Raw genomic sequence first — 18,681 nt, 5'->3', positions numbered from 1 at the left:
TCGTGCCTGCTGACCTGGGTATCCTTGGCGCTGCCGGCCGGAGACGGGGCATCTCCCGCCCGCCGATCGCCGTCGAGAGGTGCCGTGTCGCAACGTCCACTGCACGGGGGAGACCCCTCGATGCTCCGCCGCCTCAACTCGGCCGCGACCCTGCGGGCGCTGCGCGACGGCGGCGAGGCGACGCTGTCGGAGCTGGCCGGACGGGTCGGGCTGTCGCGGCCCACCACCGAGGGCGTGCTGGGTGAGCTGATCCGGCGGGGCCTGGCCGCCGAGAGCGCGCCGCGTCCGGGCGCGGGGGTCGGCCGGCCCGCCCGCCGCTACCGGTTCCGCGCCGAGGCCGGGCACGTGCTCGGCATCGACATCGGCGCCCGCCGGGTGCGGCTGCTCATCTGCGACCTCACCGGCGAGATCATCGGCGGGCACGGCGCCGTGCTGGACGTCCAGGCCCCGCCCCGCGAGCGGATCGCGGCGGTGCGCGCCGAGGTCAGGGCGTGCCTCGCCGCCGTGCGGATCGACCGGCGGTCGCTGTGGGCGATCGCCGCCGGCACCCCCGGCGTCGTCGCGCCGGGTGGCACGGTCACCTCCTGCACGATCATGCCCGGGCTGGCGGGCGTCCACCTCGCCCGCGAGCTGGGCCGCTCGTTCTCCTGCCCCGTCCTCGTCGAGAACGACGCCAACCTCGCCGCGCTGGCCGAGCGGTGGCGCGGCGCCGCCCGCGACGCCGACGACGTCGTCTGCGTCTACGCCGCGCTGCACACCGGGACGGGCGCGATCATCGGCGGGCGGCTGCACCGGGGCCGGCACGGCGCCGCCGGTGAGCTCGGCGTGCTGCCCGAGCTGGGGCTGAGCGATACCGCCGCGGCGCTCGCCGGGGGCACCGGTCCCGTGTTCGACCAGGCGGTGCGCGTGCTGGGCGCGGCGGCCGGCGGGGACGCCGAGGCGATGGCCGCGGTGCGGGCGCTCGCCGCCCGGATGTCCCGCGGCGTCGCGGCGATGGCCCTCGCCCTCGACCCCGACATGATCGTGGTGGGCGGGCCGCTCGCCGGTGGCCCGCTCGTCGCCGAACTGCGCCGGCGGGTCCGGCCGCTGTGCCTGAGTCCCGTCCGGATCGAGGGTTCCCGGCTCGGGGACGAGTCGGTGGGGCTCGGCGCCGTCCGGCTCGCCCTCGACCGGATCGACGAGGACCTGTTCCGCCTCGACCGCGACGGGACGCGCACCTAACCGGGAATCTGTTCCGGCCCGGATGACGAAGGAGCCATGGGGCGGGGAGCCGGCGGGGGGCTGAACGCCCAGCCCCTGGCCAGCAGGGCGTCGGTCGCCGCGACGGCGGTGGCCAGGCGGTGTTCGTGGGGGCCGGTCACCGTGATGTGCGGCAGGCCCCGTCTCCCCAGTCCTTCCTGGAAGCGCCCCGACATCCACGACCTGATCGACTCGCCGTCGCGCCAGCCGTCCTGCTCGAACGGGACGCCCTCCGGCGAGGTCAGGATCCACAGGTGATGCGGGTTCCGCTCGTGGACGGCCGCCACCGCCGGCGCCGGGGCGCCGAGATAACGCTCGTGCCAGACGGCGGTGGCGAACGCGTCGGTGTCGCAGACCAGCAGCGGTGAACCCGACCGTGCCGCCGCGTCCTCCAGGGCGGCGTGCCGTTCGGCGATCTCGGTGAACTCGGCCGGCTCCCACGTCAGGTCGTCCAGCCACAGCGACGGGTCGCCGGCGGCGCGGCGCGCGGCGGCCAGTTTCTCCTCGGTGAACGTGCGGCCGTACTCGGGCACCCACCGCGTCGCCGCCCACACACCGCCCCGCCGCGCGTAGTGGGCGGCGAGCGCGCGGGCCAGCGTCGTCGTCCCCGTCGACTCGGCGCCGACCACCACGACCCGCCGCGCGAGATGCGCCCGGACGGGCGGGGACAGGAACTCCCAGTTCGCCACCGGATCGTCCCGGACGGCCGTGCCGCTCACCGGGAACCGGCCGCGCGGCGGATCCACCGGTACGTGGACGGCGGAGAACCGTTCCGCAAGCTCCGGCCCGTACGCCTCGGAGCTGAACACCGCGTCTACCGGCGGGACGGTCACCCCGAGCCCCGAGCGCATCGCGAGCCCGGCCCGGAACGCCGCGACGTGCGCCGACCAGATCTCGTCGGACTCGTAGTCGATCTCCGCGTCGTCCACCACGGGGAAGATCTCCACGTGCGGCTGCCGGTGCGTCTCGCGCAGCCATGCCGTCCGCAGCGCGAGCGGGATGCTCTCGACGCTGGACGCGGCGACGACCACGCTCACCTGGGTGCACGCCGCCGCCGCGGTGTCGATCAGGTGGTGGTGTCCGGCGTGCGGCGGATAGAACTTGCCGATCACCAGCCCGTGCGCGTGCCTCACGCGGCTGCCACCGCCGGGTCGGCGGCACGGGTCCGCAGGTCACGGCGCCACGCCAGCAGCCCGAACACGCACAGCGTCAGGAAGACGACGTACAGGACGCTCGTGAGCTTCAGGTCCTTGGAGAAGTACAGCGGGATGTAGATGAGATCGGCGGTGATCCACAGCCACCACGACTCCAGCAGCTTCCGCGACTGCCCGTAGACCGCCATGAGCGAGATCGCGGTGGTGAGGGCGTCCCAGAACGGCACGGTCGAGTCCGTCCATACCGACAACGCCCAGGTCAGGAACGCGGTCCCGGCCGCGCCCGCGGCGATGAGGGCCGCCCATTCCGTGCGCCGGGTACGCCGCACGGGGAGCTGGTCGCGGCCGTCCCCGCCGTACAGCCACACCCACCATCCGTACAGCTGGAGCGCGACGTAGACGACCTGCAGCCCGGAGTCGGCGTAGAGCCCGCCGTCCAGGAACACCAGTCCGAGCAGGATCACGTTCGCGATGCCGATCGGCCAGTTGAGGATGTTCTGCCGGACGACGAGCCACACGTTCACCGCCCCGGTCGCGAAACCGAGCAGCTCGGCCCAGGTCGTGGGGACCGCCCCCAGGTGGAAGGCGGGATCGAGGAGCGGGCCGAGCGGGACGTTCACCGACATGCCGGCAATGATCACATATCGTCAAACGGACGACAAGGGGCGATTGTGGGAACACCTCGCCGGCTGGTACGCCGCCGAGACCGGCCTCCGAGACCGGCCTGGACAACTCCGCGCTGCTCCAGCCGATCGGCGACGCGCCGTTCACCCTGGTCAACCGCGCGCGCTGGGACCACGTCCTAGCCCGCTTCGCCGTCCACCAGTTCACGAAGCCGAGCTTCCTGATGCCCGTCCTGTACAAGCTCGCCTAGGAATGCCGGCCGGCCGCCGTCGCCGGAGGCCGGCCGGGCATCGGGCGTCAGGCGACGATCAGCAGCGGATTCTGCAGCAGTTCGGCCAGCCGGGCGAGGAACTTCGCGGCCGTCGCGCCGTCGGTGGCGCGGTGGTCGACCGAGAGGGTCACCGCCATCCGCTTGCCGGGCACGACCTGCCCGTCCCGGACGACCGGCTCGTCCCGGATCGCGCCGACCGCGAGGATCGCCGCCTCCGGCGGGTTGATCACCGCGGAGAACGAGTCGACGTCGAACATGCCGAGGTTGCTGACGCTGAACGTGCCGCCGCTCATCTCCTGGAGGGAGAGCTTGCCCTCGCGCGCCTTGCCCGCCAGCTCCCGGGACTCCTGCCCGATCTGCGACACGCTCTTGCGGTCCGCGTCCTTGACGACGGGGACGACCAGGCCGTCCTCGACCGCCACCGCGACGCCGACGTGGACGCGCTTGTGGAAGAGCAGGTTCTCCTCGGTGTAGGAGACGTTCACGGCCGGGTGCTCGCGCAACGCGGTCGCGACCGCCTTCACGATCAGGTCGTTCACGCTGACCTTCGCCGGGGCGAGCGCATCGTTCAGCGTCTTGCGGAACTTCAGCAGCGCCTCGGCGTCCACCTCGCGGTTCAGGTAGAAGTGCGGCGCCTCGCGCTTGCTCTCGGCCAGCCGCTTGGCCGCGACCTTGCGGAAGCGGTTCAGCGGGACGGCCTCGACGTCGGCCTCCTCCGCCCGCGCCCGGACGGCCGGGGCCGGCGGCACGGCGGCGGCAGGGGCGGCGGCGGCGGGAGCGGCGGCCGGGGCCTCGGCCGGGGCGCCGGCGCGGATCGCGGCCTCGATGTCGGCGCGGACGATCCGCCCGCCCGGACCCGATCCGGTCAGCGCCGCCAGGTCGATGCCGTGGTCACGGGCCAGCCGGCGCGCCAGCGGCGACGACGGCGGACGCGACGCGGCGGAGCGCTCCGGGGTCCGTGCGGGCGCCTCGGCGGCCGGCTGCGGAGCCGGCGCGGCCTCCGGTTCCGCCTCGGGCTTGGGCTCGGCCTTGGGCGCGGGTTCCGGCGCGGCCTCCGGTTCGGCGGCCGCCTGCGGCGGTGCGGGCTGCTTCGCGCCGCCCGCCGGCGTGATCACCGCGATCGGCGCGCCGATCGCCGCGGACTCGCCCTCCGGCACCAGGATCTTTTCGAGCACGCCGGCCTCGTACGCCTCGAACTCCATGACCGCCTTGTCGGTCTCGATGTCGACGAGGACGTCGCCGACCGCGACCTCGTCTCCCGGCTGCTTCTGCCAGGAGCTGATGACGCCCTCCTCCATCGTGTCGGAGAGGCGGGGCATGAGGATCTCGGTCATCGTGTGGGCTCCAGGGCGGGACGGCCGGTCGCACGGAGCGTCTCGCGGACGGCGGTGAGCAGGGACTCGGCGGACGGCAGCGCCGCCGACTCCAGGGACTTGGCGTAGGGGAGCGGCACCTCGGCCATCGCGACGCGGCGGACCGGGGCGTCCAGCCAGTCGAACGCGCCCTCCTGGATCGTCGCGGCGATCTCGGCGCCGATGCCGTAGGTGAGCCAGTCGTCCTCGGCGACCACGGCGGAGCCGGTCCTGCGGACCGAGTCCACGATCGTCTGCCGGTCGAGCGGGCGCAGGCTGCGCAGGTCGACGACCTCGGCGGACACCCCTTCGGCGGCGAGCCTGTCGGCGACCTCGGCGGCGACGCGCGCCATCCGCGAGTAGCCGATGATCGTGATGTCGGTGCCCTCGCGGGTGACGGCGGCGCGGCCGATCTCGGCGGGCTCGACGTCCTCGATCTCGGCGGGCAGCTCGCCCTTGGTGTTGTAGAGGGCGAGGTTCTCCAGGAACAGCACCGGGTCGTCGTCCCGGATCGCGGCCTTCAGCATCGCGGACGCCTCGGCGGGCGTGCTCGGCGCAAGGACCTTCAGCCCCGGGACGAACGAGTAGAACAGCTCGACGTTCTGCGAGTGCGTGGCGCCGAGCTGCTGCCCGCCGCCGCCCGGGGTGCGGATCACCATCGGGACGCTGGCCTGCCCGCCGAACATGCCGTAGATCTTCGCGGCGTGGTTGACGATCTGGTCGAGCGCGAGCAGCGAGAAGTTGATCGTCATGATCTCGACGACCGGCCGCAGCCCGAGCATGGCGGCGCCGATCGCGGCGCCGACGAAGCCCTCCTCGGCGATCGGGGTGTCCCGGACGCGGCGCGGCCCGAACTCCTTCAGCAGCCCTTCGGTGATCTTGTAGGAGCCCTCGAAGAGCCCGATCTCCTCGCCCAGCAGGAAAATGTTCTCGTCCCGGATCATCTCGGACCGGAGCGTGTCCCGGAGGGCCTGGCGGTAGGTCACGGTTGCCATGGGGAGGTGCCTCTCAGGAACGGAATACGGGGTCGGCGGGGAACCGGCGGTACTCGCCCGCGACGGGGGTGGCGTAGGTGTAGTCGAACAGCGTGGACACCTCGGGCGCGGGGCTCTGGTCGGCGAACTCGGCGGCGGCGTTCACCTCGGCGGTGACCTCGGCGTCCAGCCGCTCGCGGTCGTCGTGGGAGAGGATCCCGGCCTCCTCCAGGTCCAGTGCCATCCGGGCCAGCGGGTCGGCCTCCTTCAGGGCCTCCTTCTCCTCCTTGGACCGGTAGCGGGCCGGGTCGACGACCGAGTGCCCCTTCAGCCGGGGGCTGACGGTCTCCAGCAGGTACGGCCTGCTCTCCGAGCGGGCATGCTCGACGGCGACGCGCGCGGCGTCCCGCACCGCGACCACGTCGCCGCCGTCCACCCGGGCGCTCTCGATCCGGTAGGCGGTGCCGCGCTTGTACAGCTCGGGCTCGGCGGCGGACTTCTCCACGGTCGTGCCCATGCCCAGCCCGTTGTTGATCACGACGAAGACGACCGGGAGATCCCACAGGCCCGCGATGTTCAGCGACTCGTGGAAGGCGCCGATCGCGGCCGTCCCGTCGCCCATCTGGCACATGACGATCTCGTCGCCGCCCTTGTAGGAGACGGCGAGCGCGGCGCCGGTCGCGAGCGGCAACTGGCCGCCGACGATGCCGTACCCGCCGAGCAGCCGCGCCTCGGCGTCGAACAGGTGCATCGACCCGCCCCACCCCTTGGACACGCCGGTGGAGCGCCCGTACAGCTCGGCCATCACGCGGTCCGCGCCGATGCCCTTGGCGATGGCGTAGCCGTGCTCGCGGTAGTTGGTGAAGAGGTAGTCGGTGGGACGCAGCGCGGCCATCAGCCCGACGACCGTGGCCTCCTCACCGAGGTTCAGGTGGCAGTAGCCGCCGATCTTGGCCTCGGTGTAGGCGCGGGCGGCCCGTTCCTCGAAGCGCCTGATCAGCAGCATCTGCCGGTAGTAGCCGACGAGCGTCTCGGCGTCCTCCGCCGGGACGGACCCCTTCGGCGGCGTGGCGGCTGCCTCGGGCCCGGAGGCCTTGGCACCGCGTGTCCCCCGGCTGCGCGCCGGAGCGGCCTTGACGGTCTCAGCCATCGGCGACCTTCCTCTGTGCGGGGCAGCGTCGTAGGATCGCCACAACACGCCCGATCATCGTTGATCTATGATCGATCATATTCCACGCGGTCAAGATTCGCCTACCCCATCGGGAGGTACTTACCCATCGTGGCGCTACGATCGAGTTTCGTGAAAACGCCAGCTCAGCTGCTCCGCACCGGACTCGCCGACCAGATCCGCGAGTTCATCGTGGAGGGCATCAGCTCGGGGCGCTGGGAGCCGGGCGAGCGCATCGTCGAGCGCCGGATCGCCGCCGAGCTGGGCGTCAGCCAGGGGCCGGTCCGGGAGGCGCTCCGCCAGCTGGAGGCGCAGCGGCTGATCGAGTCGCTGCCGAACCGCGGTGCCCGCGTCCGCGAGTTCACCGAACGCGACCTCGCCGAGATCTTCCCCGTCCGCGCCGGGCTGGAGCGGACGGCCGTGGAACTGGCCCTGCCGCGCCTCGCCGGCTGCGTGGACGTCCTGGAGGAGCACAACCGCCTGCTGACCGAGGCCGTGCACGACGGCGACCTGCACGAGCAGATGCGGCTCAGCATCGCCTTCCACCGCGAGATCGTCGAATCGGCGGAGAACGGGCTGCTCGTCTCGGTCTGGGAGGGCCTCGGCATCGAGCTGTGGACCACCCTGTCCCTGCGCCTTCACCACACGGAGATCTACTCGAAGTCGGCCGAGCACGCGGAGCTGATCGAGGCGTTCCGCCGTGGCGACCCGGAGGCGCCGCAGATGCTGCACGACCACGTCATGAACTACGCGCCCGCGCCCTGAGCCGGTTCAAAGCCGTTCGTTCTCGCGGTACGCCTTCGTGAGCTGCGCTTCCGCGTCGTCCAGGTAGGAACGCAGCTCCCGTTCGGCCGCCGCGAGGTCACCGCGCGCCATCAGGTCGTGGAGGCGCCGGTTGCGGGCGAGGTACGGCTCGTGGAACTCGCGTGGCGAGCCCATCTCGTGGAAGACGAGCCGCATCTCGGCGAGCAGGTGCCGGATCATCTCGTCCACCCGCGGGCTGCCCACCAGCGCGGCGAGGGCCTGGTGGAAGCGGATGTCGGCGGTGCCGACGTCGGCCCAGCGGCCCGCCCCGGCGGCGCGCTCGCCGTCCAGGACGGCCGCCTCCAGCCGGGCGAGGGCCTCGGGCGGCGCGTCCGGTGCGCACCGCACGCCCTCGCACTCCAGGATGCGCCGGACCCGGTACAGGTCGGCGAGGGCGTCGGCGGTGACGCGGCGCACGAACACGCCGCGGTTGAACTCGTGGACGAGCAGCCGCTCCTGGGCGAGCATCCGGAACGCCTCCCGCATCGTGTTGCGGGACACCTTCACGGCGCGGCACAGGTCCTCCTCGGGGAGCCGCGCGCCGGGCACCAGCCGGCCGTCGGTGATCTGCTCGCGGAGCAGGCCGGCGACCCGCGCGGCGGTGCTCGACCGGTCCAGGCCGGGCCGGGCCGCCGCGAGTTCGTCGAGCCACCGCTCCCGCACCGTTACCGGCCGCCTTTCCGCAGGTGCGGCGGTACGCCGCCGCGAACGTGTGTGCGAGGCCAGCGTATCCCACGGGCAGGAGAACCTATCAACAAGGGGATTGCTCCATTGTTGAACAATCTCTACGCTGACGGAAAGCCGACACCCAGAAGGGTCACCCCCCATGACGGAACGGACCACCCTCGACGCAGGCCCGGCATCCGCCACCTCCTCCTCCCGCCGCGCCGCCCTGCTCGGCGCCATGTTCCTGATGGCCACCAGCGCCATCGGACCCGGCTTCCTCACCCAGACCACCGTGTTCACCGCCAAGCTCGGCGCCGCGTTCGCCTTCGCGATCGTCGTGTCCGTGCTGGTGGACATCGCGATCCAGCTGAACGTGTGGCGCGTCGTCGGGGTGTCCGGCATGCGCGCCCAGGAGATCGGCAACCGCGTCCTGCCCGGCGCCGGCTACGGCCTCGCCGCCCTGGACGTGTTCGGCGGCCTGGTCTTCAACATCGGCAACGTCGCCGGCACCGCGCTCGGGCTGAACGCGCTGCTCGGCCTGGACGTCAAGATCGGCGGCGCGCTCTCCGCGCTGGTCGCCATCGCGATCTTCCTGATCCGGCGCGCGGGCGCCGCGATGGACCGGATCGTCGTCGTGCTCGGCGGTGCGATGATCCTGCTGACCCTGTACGTGGCGTTCGTGTCCGAGCCGCCCCTCGGGGACGCGCTGAAACAGAGCATCGCGCCCGAGACCGTCGACTTCCTCGTCATCACCACCCTGATCGGCGGGACGGTCGGCGGCTACATCACCTACGCGGGCGCGCACCGCATGATCGAGTCCGGGCTGACCGGCAGCGAGAACGTCCGGGAGATCAACCGCAGCGCCGTCACCGGCATCCTCGTCACCGGCGTGATGCGGGTGCTGCTGTTCCTCGCCGTCCTCGGCGTCGTCGCCGGCGGGGTGACCCTGGCCAAGGACAACGCCCCCGCGTCGGCGTTCGAGCACGCGGCGGGCGAGGCGGGGCTGCGCGTCTTCGGGCTGATCATGTGGTCGGCCGCGATCACCTCGGTGATCGGCGCGTCCTACACCTCGGTGTCGTTCCTGGTGTCGTTCTCCTCCTTCGTCGAGCGGCACCGCAACCGGCTGGTCGTGGCGTTCATCCTCGTCTCCGCGAGCATCTACCTCGCGATCGGCACCGCACCGGCCAGACTGCTCATCCTCGCGGGCGCCCTGAACGGGCTGATCCTGCCGTTCGGTCTCGCGGTGCTGCTGTGGGCCGCCGCCCGCCGCCGCGACCTGCTCGGCGGCTACCGGTACCCGGTCTGGCTGCTCGTGCTCGGCGCCGCCGCCTGGCTGCTCTCCCTGTACCTGGGCTGGAACTCCCTGTCCGAACTCGACAACCTGTGGAGCTGAGCCGAAGGTGCGGATCCTGCCGAGCGGCGACGCGGCCCTGCTGGTCGAACTGCCGGACCTGCCGATGATGCTGGGCCTGTACGCGGCGCTGGCCGCGTCCCCGCCCCCGGGCGTCACCGACGTCGTCCCCGCGGCCCGCACGCTGACGCTGCTGCTCGGCCCGTCCGCCGACCCGGCCGCGGTCGCCGCCGCCGTGCGCGCCACCCGGCCGGGCCCGGCGGGCGCCGGCGCCGGCGTCGTCGAGATCCCCGTCGTCTACGACGGCGCGGACCTCGACGAGGTCGCCGAACTCACCGGCCTCACCCCCGCCGAGGTCGTCGCCGCGCACACCGGAACCCCGTGGCGGGTCGCGTTCACCGGGTTCGCGCCCGGCTTCGGCTACCTGGAGGGCGGCGACCCGCGGCTGGACGTCCCGCGCCGCGCCACCCCGCGCGTCCGCGTCCCGGCGGGCGCGGTCGGTCTCGCCGGGTGCTTCAGCGGCGTCTACCCGGTCGAATCCCCGGGCGGCTGGCAGCTCATAGGGCGCACGGAGGTCGTCCTATGGGACCTCGACCGCGACCCGCCCGCGCTGCTCCGCCCAGGAATTTCAGTTCTTTTCGTTGAACGGGAACCATGAAACGGGGCTTGGACGTTCTTGCTACAGGGCCGCTGGCGACAGTCCAGGATCTCGGCCGATCGGGTCACGCGGCGCTCGGCGTGGGGGTGTCGGGCGCCGCGGACCCGGTGTCTTTTCGCCTCGCCAACCGCGCCGTCGGCAACCCCGGCGGTGCGGCCGCGATCGAGGTCACCTTCGGCGGACTCCGCGTCCGCGGCCGGGGCGGGATCTTCGCCGCGGTGACCGGCGCGCCCGCGCCGCTGCTGGTCGACGGGCGCCCCGAGGCGCCCTACTCCGTCTTCCACATCCCGGACGGCGCCGAACTCCGGATGGGCGTCCCGCCCACCGGGCTGCGCAGCTATCTGGCGGTGCGCGGCGGGCTCGCCGTCCCGCCCGTGCTCGGCTCCCGCGCCACCGACACGCTCGCCGGCCTCGGCCCCGACCCGCTCAAGCCCGGCGACCTCCTCCCGGTCGGCCCGCCGCCGCGCGAGGCGCCGCTGCTGGGCGTCCTGCCCGCCCCGCCGCCGGCGGCCGGCGACATCGAACTGCGCGCCATGCCCGGCCCGCGCGCCGACTGGTTCGCCCCGAGCGCGCTGGACGTGCTCTTCACCGCCGCCTACACGGTGACCAGCGACATCGACCGCGTCGGGATGCGGCTGGACGGGCCGGGCCTGCCCCATGCGGGACGGGGCGAACTGCCCAGCGAGGGGACGGTCACCGGGGCGCTCCAGGTCCCGCCGTCCGGGCTGCCCGTGCTGTTCCTCGCCGACCATCCGCTGACCGGCGGGTATCCCGTCATCGCGGTCGTCGCCTCCGCCGACATCGGGCGCGCCGCCCAGGCCCGTCCCGGACAGCGGCTCCGCTTCCGCCCGTGCCCCGCGCCGAACCTTGGAAAGGACCGACCATGACCGCACCCATCGACCCGGGCACGCTCAGCCCGGAGCAGGCCAGAGCGCTGTTCCGGGACGGTCTCCGCGTCCCCACCTCCGGCTGGTGCGCGGGCTGGACGCAGGCGAACCTCATCGCCGTGCCGCGCGAGTACGCCTACGACCTGCTGCTGTTCGCCCAGCGCAACCCCAAGCCCTGCCCCGTCCTGGACGTCACCGGACCGGGTGAGACGTCCGCATCGCTGTTCGCCGGCGACCTGCGCACCGACCTGCCCGGCTACGTCGTCTACGAGCACGGCGAACCGGTCGCCGAGGTACCGGAGGTGACCGGGTACTGGCGCGAGGACCTCGTGTCGTTCCTCATCGGGTGCAGCTTCACCTTCGAGGACGCGCTGCGCGAGGCCGGCGTCCCCATCCGGCACATCGAGCAGAACCGCAACGTCCCGATGTACCGGACGAACCGGATGTGCCGCCGCGCGGGCGGGTTCGGCGGCCCGCTGGTCGTGTCGATGCGGCCGGTTCCCGCCGCGCAAATCGCGGACGCGGTACGGGTGACGGCGCGGTACCCGTCCGTCCACGGTGCGCCCGTGCACGTCGGCGACCCCGTCGAACTCGGCATCGACGACCTCGCCGCCCCCGACTTCGGCGACCCGGTCGAGGTCCGGGTGGACGAGATCCCCGTGTTCTGGGCGTGCGGCGTGACCCCGCAGGCGGCCGTGATGGCGTCCCGGCCGAAGCTCGCCATCGGCCACGCGCCCGGACACATGGCGATCACCGACGCCCGCGACACCCGCTACCTCGTGCCCTGAACCCGGCATGGGCCGCGCCCATGCCCCGGTGAGCGTCCAGGCGCACCGCTACCGGGGGTTCGCGCGGACGCAGTGGAGGCTGTTCGAGCGGTCTCGCGAGCTGAAGCCACCGCTCCGCACGTTTCGGGTGCTGCTGACGGGCATCCATCTGATGCGGACGGGTGAGGTCGAGGCCGACCTGACGCGTCTCACCGGTGGCGGGCCGTCCTATCTGCTCTGCCCGAGCTGATCGGGGCCAAGCGCGCCGCCGAGCACGGTGCGCTACCGGAGACCGCGCCCGGCGTGTCCCGCCTCCAGGCCGGCATCGCCGCGCTCACGGTCCGGCTGGAGGACGAACGTGACCGCAGCGACCTTCCCGAAGCCCCCGCCGGCCGCCGTGCTCTGCACGACCCGGTGGTCCGTGCCCGCCTGGGGTGAACCCTGCGGCGCCTTCCCCGCGTGCCACCGGTTATGGGCCGTTTTGGACGCAACCACCCGGCCCGGTCACCACGTACCAGAGGTGACTGCGGAGCCGAGAAGGGGGAGTGATGCGCGATCAGGGCATCGACCAGAGGGACATCGCGGAGGCGGATCTGCGGACGAGGCGGGGCGTGTTCCGCGCCGTCGCGTTCCGGGACCCGGTCGACGGGCACGAGCACATGGCGCTGGTGCGGGGCGATGTCCGGGGGCGCGGGGACGTGCTCGTCCGGATGCACTCCGAGTGCATGACGGGCGACATCTTCGCGGCCACCCGCTGCGAGTGCGGCGACCAGCTCGGCGCGGCGCTGGACGCGATCGTCCGCGAGGGCGCCGGTGTCCTGGTCTACCTGCGCGGGCACGAGGGACGCGGGATCGGGCTGGTGGCGAAGGTCCGCACCCACGTCCTGCAGGACGACCACGGGCTCGACACCGTCGACTCCGCCACCGCCATCGGGCTGCCGGTGGACATCCGCGACTACGGCCCGGCCGCCCGCGTCCTGCGGTACCTCGGTGTCCGGTCGGTGCGGCTGATGTCGAACAATCCGGACAAGGTCCGGGCGCTGGAGTCCCGCGGTCTGCACGTCGCGTCGCGGGTGCCGCTGCTCGTCCCGGTCAGCACCGACAACGTCCGGTACCTGACCGCAAAGCGCGACCGTCTGGGCCACGACCTGCCGCAGCTGGACGGGGCCGTCCTCGGCGAGCCGCCGGTCGGTGAGGTCCGTTGGTGACGCGGCCCGTAACGCTGATACGGCCGGTGGAGCTGCCGCGGCCCCCGCGCCGGCCGCGGCTGACCCGGGGAACCGAACTGGGGCTCGCGGTGGCGGCGCAGCTCGCGCTGCTGGCGGTGCTTCGTCCCGGCCATGTGGGCCTGGCCGTGGGCGCCGGATACGCGCTCGCCTCGTGGGTGCTCCTCACCCGGGCGTTCCGCCGCCGGACGCTCGGGCCGGCCGATCATGTGACGCTGGCCCGGGTGGTCCTGACCGGGGGCGTCGCGGCGCTGGCCGCGGCGCATCCGGCCGGTGCCGGGAGCACGGCGGCGCTCGTCGCGGTCGCGTCGGCGGCCCTCGTGCTGGACGGGGTGGACGGGCGGGTCGCCCGGCGCACCGGGACGGCGTCCAGGCTCGGCGCCCGGTTCGACATGGAGACCGACGCCCTCCTGGTACTGGTGCTGAGCGTCCAGGTCGCGTGGTCGGCGGGGGCGTGGGTCCTCGCGATCGGCGCGATGCGGTACGTGTTCGGCGCGGCGGCCTGGGTGGCGCCGTGGCTGCGCGCCGACCTGCGGCCGAGCGCCGCGCGCAAGGCCGTCGCGGTGGTGCAGGGCGTGGTGCTGGTCGTGGCCGCGTCGGGGGCCGTCCCGCACGGGGGCCTGCTGGTGGCGGCCGCGCTCGCGCTGCTGCTGTGGTCGTTCGGCCGGGACGTGCGGTGGCTGTTCGCGCGGCGTGACCGCCGGGGGAGCGGCCCGAGCCGGGGGAGCGGCGCGAGCGGAGAGAGGAGCACGGATGGAGCGCGACGCGCGGGCCTTCTGGATCCCGTCGCCCGGTAAGGGGGAGATCCGCGAGGTCGTCCTGCCGGAGCCGGGGCCCGGTGAGGTGGTCGTCCGGACGCTGTACTCGGGCGTCAGCCGCGGGACCGAGGCGATCGTGTTCCGCGGCGGCGTCCCCCCGAACCAGCACGCGATCATGCGGGCGCCGTTCCAGGACGGAACGTTCCCCGGCCCGGTCAAGTACGGGTACCTGAACGTCGGCGTGGTCGAGGAGGGCCCGGCCGGCCTGCGCGGGCGGACGGTGTTCTGCCTCTACCCGCACCAGACCCGGTACGTGGTCCCGGCGGGCGCGGTCGCCGTCGTCCCGGACGGGGTGCCGCCCGAGCGCGCCGTCCTCGCCGGGACGGTCGAGACCGCGGTGAACGCGCTGTGGGACGCGGCGCCGCTGGTCGGCGACCGCGTCGCCGTGGTCGGCGCCGGGATGGTCGGCTGCTCGGTCGCCGGGGTCCTCGCCGGGTTCCCGGGGAGCCGGGTCCAGCTGGTCGACACCGACCCGTCCCGCGCCGCCGTCGCGGAGGCGTTCGGCGTGGAGTTCGCCCCGCCGGACCGGGCGGCGGGGGACTGCGACCTCGTCGTGCACGCGAGCGCGACCGAGGCGGGCCTGGCGCGGTCACTGGAGCTGCTCGCGCCGGAGGGGGAGGTCATCGAGCTGAGCTGGTACGGGGACCGCCGGGTCGGCGTCCCGCTGGGGGAGTTCTTCCACTCGCGGCGGCTGACCATCCGGGGCAGCCAGGTGGGCGCGGTCCCGCCCGCCCGCCGGGCGCACCGCAGTTTCGCCGACCGGCTGGCGCTGGCGCTGGCGCTGCTCGCGAACCCCGCCTTCGACACGCTGATCACGGGGGAGAGCCCGTTCGCCGAGCTGCCGCGGGTCATGCCGGCGCTCGCGAGCGGTGAGCTGCCCGCCCTCTGCCACCGGATCGTTCACTGAATCGGATCTTCCAGGAGGAGGACGCTTTGTTCGGCATCACCGTCCGCGACCACGTCATGATCGCGCACAGCTTCCGCGGCGAGGTGTTCGGTCCCGCGCAGCGGCTGCACGGCGCCACATACGTGGTGGACGCGACGTTCCGCCGGGCCGATCTCGACCCGGACGGGCTCGTCGTCGACATCGGGCTCGCCACCCGGGAACTGGGCGAGGTCCTGGGCGGGCTGAACTACCGCAACCTGGACGACGAGCCGGATTTCGCCGGGGTGAACACCTCGACGGAGTTCCTCGCCAGGGTCATCGCCGACCGGCTCGCCGACCGCGTCCACGCGGGCGCGCTGGGCGAGAACGCGCGCGGCCTCTCCGGCATCACGGTGACGTTGCACGAGTCGCACGTCGCCTGGGCCAGTTACGAGCGCGGCCTGTGACCGGGCACGAGATCTGCGTCGTCGTCCCGGGCGACATCGACGACACCGGCGCCCCGAGCGGCGGCAACCGCTACGACCGGCGGCTGTGCGACGGGCTCGCGGCGTCGGGGCGGCCCGTCCGGGAGGTGGCGGTGCCGGGGACGTGGCCCCGGCCGGACGAGCCCGCCCGGACGGGCCTCGCCCGCGCGCTCGCCGCGCTGCCGGACGACGCCGTCGTGCTGATGGACGGCCTGGTGGCGTGCGGGGTGCCGGGCATCGTCGTCCCGGAGGCGAGGCGGCTGCGGCTGGCGGTCCTCGTCCACCTCCCGCTGGCGGACGAACCCGGACAGGCCGACCTCAACGCGGGCGAGCGCACGGTGCTGGAGGCGGCGGGGGCCGTGGTGGCGACGAGCCCGTGGGCGAAGGACCACCTGATCGCCCATCACGGGCTCGACCCGTCCCGGGTCCACGCCGTCGTCCCGGGCACCGACCCGGCGCCGCTCGCGTCCGGCAGCGGCGGCGCGGGCCGCCTGCTGTGCGTGGCGTCGGTGACCCCGCGCAAGGGGCACGACGTCCTCGTGGAGGCCCTCGCCGCCATCGCGCACCTGCCCTGGGACTGCGAATGCGCCGGTCCCCTGGACCGCGACCCCGGCCACGTGAGCAACCTGCACCGGCTGATCGGCCGGCACCGCCTCGGCGGCCGGATCGACCTGCGGGGGCCGCTGACCGGCAAGCGGCTGGACGACGCCTACGCCGCCGCCGACCTGCTCGTCCTGTCCTCCCGCGCGGAGACGTTCGGGATGGTGGTGACCGAGGCCCTCGCCCGCGGCGTCCCCGTGGTCGCGACGTCGGTGGACGGCGTCCCCGACACGCTCGGCTGGGACCCGACCGGCGCCGTGCCCGGCCTGCTCGTCCCGCCGGACGACTCCGCCGCGCTGGCCGCCGCGCTGCGCCGCTGGCTCACCGACCCCGCCCTGCGCGGCCGGCTGCGCGCCGCCGCCCGGCTGCGCCGCGGCATGCTGCCCGGCTGGGACGACACGGCCCGCCGCATGGCGACGGTCCTGTCCCGGCTCCGCAGGGAGGAGCGATGACCGGCTACTCCCCGTCGTGGCTCGCGCTCCGGGAGAGCGCCGACGCCGCCGCCCGCGCCGCCGAGCTGCTCGGCCCGCTCCGCTCCGCGCTGCCGCCGGACGGGCCGCTGGTCATCTGGGACCTCGGCTGCGGCACCGGCTCCCTCGGGCGCTGGCTGTCCGGGCGCCTGCGCGGCCCGCAGCACTGGATCCTGTACGACGGCGACTCCGGCCTCCTCGACCGCGCCCGCGCCGGCGCCTACCGCACCGCCGACGGGCCGCCCGCGACGATCGAGACCCGCGCGGGCGACCTCGCCGCGTTGCGCGCGTCCGACCTGGCCGGCGCGTCGCTCGTCACCGCGTCCGCGCTGCTGGACGTGCTCACCGCCGCCGAGGTCGAGACGATCGCCGCGGCGACCGCCTGCCCGGCGCTGCTCACCCTGTCGGTCGTCGGCCGCGTCCGGATCTTCCCGGCCGAGCCGCTCGACGCCGGATTCGCCGCCGCCTTCGACGCCCACCAGCGCCGCGGCGGCCTCCTCGGGCCGGACGCCGTCACCGCCGCCGCCGAGGCGTTCGGACGGCGCGGGGCGTCGGTCCTGACGCGTCCGAGCCCGTGGCGGCTCGGCCCCGGCCAGTCCGCGCTGACCGCCGAATGGCTGCGCGGCTGGGTCGGCGCCGCCGCCGAACAGGAACCGGACCTCGCCCCGTTCGCGGACGGCTATCTCGGCCGCCGCCTCGCGGAATGCGCCGCGGGCCGGCTCACCGTCGAGGTCCACCACCTGGACCTGCTCGCCATACCGGGGGGCGCGTCATGAAGAAGCTCTGGCCGTGGGGGCGCCTGCTCATCGGGCTGGGCATCCTCGCCGCGCTGCTGTGGTGGCACAGCACGGATGCCTTCGTGGCCGCACTCCACGCCATCGACATCGAATCCATCGTCCTGGCCCTCGTGATCGGGCTCGTGACGACCGTGCTCAACGCGGCCCGCTGGCGGCTGGTCGCCCGGCGCCTCGGCCTGCACCTGCCCTTGGCCGCGGCCATCACGGACTACTACAGATCCCAGTTCCTCAATGCGGTGCTTCCTGCGGGTGTTCTGGGGGACGTTCACCGGGCGGTGAGCCACGGCCACCGGTCGGGCGACGTCGCCCGTGGGGTGCGGGCCGTGTTCCTCGAACGGGTCGCGGGCCAGGGCGTCGCCATCGTCGCGGGCGTCGTCGTGCTGTTCGCGCATCCCGGTCTGGTGTCGGCGATGGCGCCCACCCTGATTCCCCTGGGGATCGTCCTGGCGGCTTTGCCGGTGCTGGCCCGCCGGCGTCACCGCGCCCTGGCGTCCACGTTCACCGCTCTGCGCGCCTGGCCGGGCATCGCGGGCCTGTCCGCCGCGGCGCTGGCCGGGCATCTGGCCCTGTTCGTCGTCGCCGCCCGCGTGGCCGGCGCGACGGCGCCGCTCGGCCGGCTGCTGCCGCTGCTGCTGCTGGCCCTGCTGGTGATGGCGCTGCCGGTGAACGTCGGCGGCTGGGGACCGCGCGAGGCCGCCCTCGCCCTGGCGTTCGGTGCCGCGGGGCTCGGCTCAGCGCAGGGCCTGACCGTCTCCGTCGTGTACGGGGTGCTGACCCTCATCGCGTGCCTGCCCGGCGCCGCGACCCTGCTGCTGCAGCACCGCAAGGACGTCCCCGAACGCCGCGACAAGGTTCCGCAACGCCTCCCGGCCCTTGCCGGCGCCGGCCAGTGAGGGCCGCCCGATGACGCCCGACTCGGTGTAGGCCGCCATCCCCGCCGTCAGCAGATGCCGCCGGTCATCGGCCAGATGATCGGCGGTCTCGTACCCGTCCCCGACCAGCTCCGGGTGGGCGTGCAGCAGGATCGACGTCTCCAGTTCCCCGGCGTGCATGTCGCTGTCGCCGGACGTCTCGATACCCGCCGCCGCGCGGGCCTCCTCCCACTCGTCCAGCCCGGGGAACAGCGCCATGTCCCCGTGCGCCTCCTGTACGACGTTCCCCAGCACGTAGTTGCCGCCGTGCCCGTTCACCAGCACGAGCTTCGGCACCCCGGCCCTGCGCAGGGACGCGGCCACGTCCCTGATCACCGCGTGCAGGGTCGCCGCCGAGATGCTCACCGTCCCCGGCCAGTCCGCGTGCTCATGCGAACAGGAGATCGTCACGGGCGGAAGCACCCGCACCGGATGCGCCTTCGCGATCTCCGCCGCGAGCGTGCACGCGATCACCGTGTCCGTCGCCAGCGGCAGGAACGGCCCGTGCTGCTCGAAGCTCCCCACCGGCAGCACCGCCACGGGCACGTCTGGAACCTCGGCACTGGTGAGAACAGGAAGCATCCTTCTACCCTG

The 18,681-nt window shown here is 73.9% G+C and carries 21 protein-coding genes and 1 pseudogene; 15 read left to right on the top strand and 7 right to left on the bottom strand.

Annotated features, from left to right (window positions below; genetic code table 11):
• The first annotated feature begins 84 nt into the window (after positions 1-84).
• Entirely contained in the window at positions 85-1,221 is a 1,137-nt protein-coding gene (locus ACQP1N_RS22965) for an ROK family transcriptional regulator (protein ID WP_217999851.1), read from the top strand.
• On the opposite strand, the gene ACQP1N_RS22960 is transcribed toward ACQP1N_RS22965, so the two are convergent.
• The 5 genes from ACQP1N_RS22960 to pdhA form a co-directional block, all read right to left on the bottom strand.
• On the bottom strand, positions 1,218-2,372 hold the full coding sequence (locus tag ACQP1N_RS22960) for an AAA family ATPase (protein WP_433226563.1): 1,155 nt from the start codon (positions 2,370-2,372) through the stop codon (positions 1,218-1,220). The two genes, ACQP1N_RS22965 and ACQP1N_RS22960, sit on opposite strands and share 4 nt — an antisense overlap.
• Positions 2,369-3,019 (bottom strand): nicotinamide riboside transporter PnuC, encoded by a 651-nt coding sequence (gene pnuC, locus ACQP1N_RS22955; RefSeq protein ID WP_433226561.1) that lies wholly within the window; start codon positions 3,017-3,019, stop codon positions 2,369-2,371. The genes ACQP1N_RS22960 and pnuC overlap by 4 nt, the downstream gene beginning before the upstream one ends.
• A gap of 295 nt (positions 3,020-3,314) precedes the next feature.
• Positions 3,315-4,622, bottom strand: coding sequence for a dihydrolipoamide acetyltransferase family protein (locus tag ACQP1N_RS22950; protein WP_433226559.1), 1,308 nt, complete (start codon positions 4,620-4,622; stop codon positions 3,315-3,317).
• A complete protein-coding gene (locus tag ACQP1N_RS22945; RefSeq protein ID WP_067807776.1) occupies positions 4,619-5,635 on the bottom strand; it encodes an alpha-ketoacid dehydrogenase subunit beta in 1,017 nt (338 codons plus the stop codon). Before ACQP1N_RS22945 ends, ACQP1N_RS22950 begins: the two co-directional genes overlap by 4 nt.
• 13 nt (positions 5,636-5,648) lie before the next feature.
• Positions 5,649-6,764, bottom strand: coding sequence for a pyruvate dehydrogenase (acetyl-transferring) E1 component subunit alpha (gene pdhA, locus ACQP1N_RS22940; protein WP_067807773.1), 1,116 nt, complete (start codon positions 6,762-6,764; stop codon positions 5,649-5,651).
• A gap of 150 nt (positions 6,765-6,914) precedes the next feature.
• Here pdhA and ACQP1N_RS22935 point away from each other — a divergent pair, with 150 nt between their 5' ends.
• Complete coding sequence (locus ACQP1N_RS22935; RefSeq protein ID WP_242609071.1) at positions 6,915-7,547, top strand: GntR family transcriptional regulator; 633 nt, start codon at positions 6,915-6,917, stop codon at positions 7,545-7,547.
• A gap of 6 nt (positions 7,548-7,553) precedes the next feature.
• Here the strand turns inward: ACQP1N_RS22935 and ACQP1N_RS22930 are convergent, their stop codons facing one another.
• Positions 7,554-8,249 carry a GntR family transcriptional regulator gene (locus ACQP1N_RS22930; protein WP_067807770.1) on the bottom strand — a complete coding sequence of 232 codons (696 nt, stop codon included), beginning with the start codon at positions 8,247-8,249 and terminating at the stop codon, positions 7,554-7,556.
• 163 nt (positions 8,250-8,412) lie between these two features.
• Here ACQP1N_RS22930 and ACQP1N_RS22925 point away from each other — a divergent pair, with 163 nt between their 5' ends.
• The 13 genes and pseudogenes from ACQP1N_RS22925 to ACQP1N_RS22865 form a co-directional block, all read left to right on the top strand.
• Positions 8,413-9,645 (top strand): NRAMP family divalent metal transporter, encoded by a 1,233-nt coding sequence (locus ACQP1N_RS22925; protein ID WP_067807768.1) that lies wholly within the window; start codon positions 8,413-8,415, stop codon positions 9,643-9,645.
• 7 nt (positions 9,646-9,652) lie between these two features.
• Positions 9,653-10,261 carry a 5-oxoprolinase subunit B family protein gene (locus ACQP1N_RS22920; protein WP_433226555.1) on the top strand — a complete coding sequence of 203 codons (609 nt, stop codon included), beginning with the start codon at positions 9,653-9,655 and terminating at the stop codon, positions 10,259-10,261.
• Entirely contained in the window at positions 10,258-11,148 is an 891-nt protein-coding gene (locus ACQP1N_RS22915) for a biotin-dependent carboxyltransferase family protein (protein WP_067803541.1), read from the top strand. Before ACQP1N_RS22920 ends, ACQP1N_RS22915 begins: the two co-directional genes overlap by 4 nt.
• Entirely contained in the window at positions 11,145-11,936 is a 792-nt protein-coding gene (locus ACQP1N_RS22910) for a putative hydro-lyase (protein ID WP_067803538.1), read from the top strand. The genes ACQP1N_RS22915 and ACQP1N_RS22910 overlap by 4 nt, the downstream gene beginning before the upstream one ends.
• Before the next feature lie 7 nt (positions 11,937-11,943).
• The gene (locus ACQP1N_RS22905; RefSeq protein ID WP_433226552.1) at positions 11,944-12,165 is read left to right on the top strand and encodes a DNA polymerase beta superfamily protein; all 222 of its coding nucleotides are present in this window, start codon (positions 11,944-11,946) and stop codon (positions 12,163-12,165) included.
• Positions 12,166-12,218: 53 nt separating this feature from the next.
• Positions 12,219-12,353, top strand: a complete 135-nt coding sequence (locus tag ACQP1N_RS22900; protein ID WP_255218831.1) for a hypothetical protein — start codon at positions 12,219-12,221, stop codon at positions 12,351-12,353.
• A 110-nt stretch (positions 12,354-12,463) separates the two neighbouring features.
• Positions 12,464-13,123 carry a GTP cyclohydrolase II gene (gene ribA / locus ACQP1N_RS22895; protein WP_067803530.1) on the top strand — a complete coding sequence of 220 codons (660 nt, stop codon included), beginning with the start codon at positions 12,464-12,466 and terminating at the stop codon, positions 13,121-13,123.
• A complete protein-coding gene (locus tag ACQP1N_RS22890; protein ID WP_433226549.1) occupies positions 13,120-13,938 on the top strand; it encodes a CDP-alcohol phosphatidyltransferase family protein in 819 nt (272 codons plus the stop codon). Before ribA ends, ACQP1N_RS22890 begins: the two co-directional genes overlap by 4 nt.
• Positions 13,895-14,866: a zinc-dependent alcohol dehydrogenase gene (locus ACQP1N_RS22885; protein ID WP_067803527.1), complete on the top strand. Its 972-nt coding sequence runs from the start codon at positions 13,895-13,897 to the stop codon at positions 14,864-14,866. Before ACQP1N_RS22890 ends, ACQP1N_RS22885 begins: the two co-directional genes overlap by 44 nt.
• A 26-nt stretch (positions 14,867-14,892) precedes the next feature.
• Positions 14,893-15,291 (top strand): 6-pyruvoyl trahydropterin synthase family protein, encoded by a 399-nt coding sequence (locus ACQP1N_RS22880; RefSeq protein ID WP_067803524.1) that lies wholly within the window; start codon positions 14,893-14,895, stop codon positions 15,289-15,291.
• Positions 15,288-16,361: a glycosyltransferase family 4 protein gene (locus tag ACQP1N_RS22875; protein WP_433226546.1), complete on the top strand. Its 1,074-nt coding sequence runs from the start codon at positions 15,288-15,290 to the stop codon at positions 16,359-16,361. Before ACQP1N_RS22880 ends, ACQP1N_RS22875 begins: the two co-directional genes overlap by 4 nt.
• Positions 16,358-17,155: a class I SAM-dependent methyltransferase gene (locus ACQP1N_RS22870; RefSeq protein WP_433226543.1), complete on the top strand. Its 798-nt coding sequence runs from the start codon at positions 16,358-16,360 to the stop codon at positions 17,153-17,155. The genes ACQP1N_RS22875 and ACQP1N_RS22870 overlap by 4 nt, the downstream gene beginning before the upstream one ends.
• A pseudogene (locus ACQP1N_RS22865) lies at positions 17,083-17,904 on the top strand (lysylphosphatidylglycerol synthase transmembrane domain-containing protein); the annotation flags it as partial. The gene ACQP1N_RS22870 and the pseudogene ACQP1N_RS22865, both read left to right, overlap by 73 nt.
• 3 nt (positions 17,905-17,907) lie before the next feature.
• Here ACQP1N_RS22865 and ACQP1N_RS22860 read toward each other — a convergent pair.
• A complete protein-coding gene (locus ACQP1N_RS22860; RefSeq protein ID WP_242609016.1) occupies positions 17,908-18,669 on the bottom strand; it encodes a creatininase family protein in 762 nt (253 codons plus the stop codon).
• Positions 18,670-18,681: the final 12 nt, after the last annotated feature.

It is taken from the genome of Actinomadura formosensis, assembly GCF_050948385.1.
Lineage (GTDB): Bacteria > Actinomycetota > Actinomycetes > Streptosporangiales > Streptosporangiaceae > Spirillospora > Spirillospora formosensis.
The sequence above is the reverse complement of the archived record's forward strand: the minus strand, read 5'-3'. Positions and strand labels throughout refer to the sequence as shown.